Origin of the sequence: Halorubrum tibetense (assembly GCF_042661865.1) — an archaeon.
Taxonomy (GTDB): domain Archaea; phylum Halobacteriota; class Halobacteria; order Halobacteriales; family Haloferacaceae; genus Halorubrum; species Halorubrum tibetense.
In genome coordinates, this window is the sequence record NZ_JBHSWW010000647.1 from 1 (window position 1) to 601 (window position 601).

Consider the following 601-nt stretch of genomic DNA (forward strand, 5'->3'; position numbering starts at 1 on the left):
GCGACGGCCGCGGTCCGACCCGGTTCGGCGTTCGAGGACGCCTTCCGGATCCGGATCGCGCTCGCCGCCGAGGCGTCGCTGTCGGCGGTCGAGACGGAAGTGAACGGCGTCTCGGCGACGGCGGCGTTCGTCGTCCGGGAGGACGGTATCGGATCGGAGGACCTCCGGACCGCACGGGAGCGGATCACGGTCGAGCCGGTCGCCGACGGGACTGCGACGCGAGTCACGTTCGAGGATGTGACGGTGACCGCGACGCGGGACGACCGTACTGTCGCCGAAGAGACGGCCGACCGGACGGTCGTCGTCGCCGTCCCGACGCTCGCCGCACACGAGCGGACCGAGCGGTTCGAGGACCGACTGAATCGTGGCCCGGTCGAGGGCGCCGGCCTCGGCCGACAGCTGACCGCGAGTCTGTATCCCATGACGTGGGCACGGGGGTACGCACAGTACGCGGGCGCACCCGTCCGAAACGTCCTCGCGAACCGACACGTAGAGCTGTCGACGAACGCCGGGATCGTCCGGACACAGCGGGACGTGTTCGGGGAGAGCGACCCGGGCGCACGCGGCGGCGTCGCCGCGGCGACCGCGAGAACCGGGGTCG

1 protein-coding gene is annotated in these 601 nt (G+C 72.2%); it reads left to right on the forward strand.

The features are described 5' to 3' along the window. Window positions 1-601 (forward strand): DUF7286 family protein (locus tag ACFQEU_RS17525; protein WP_465261190.1); only part of this gene is annotated, 601 nt, incomplete at both ends.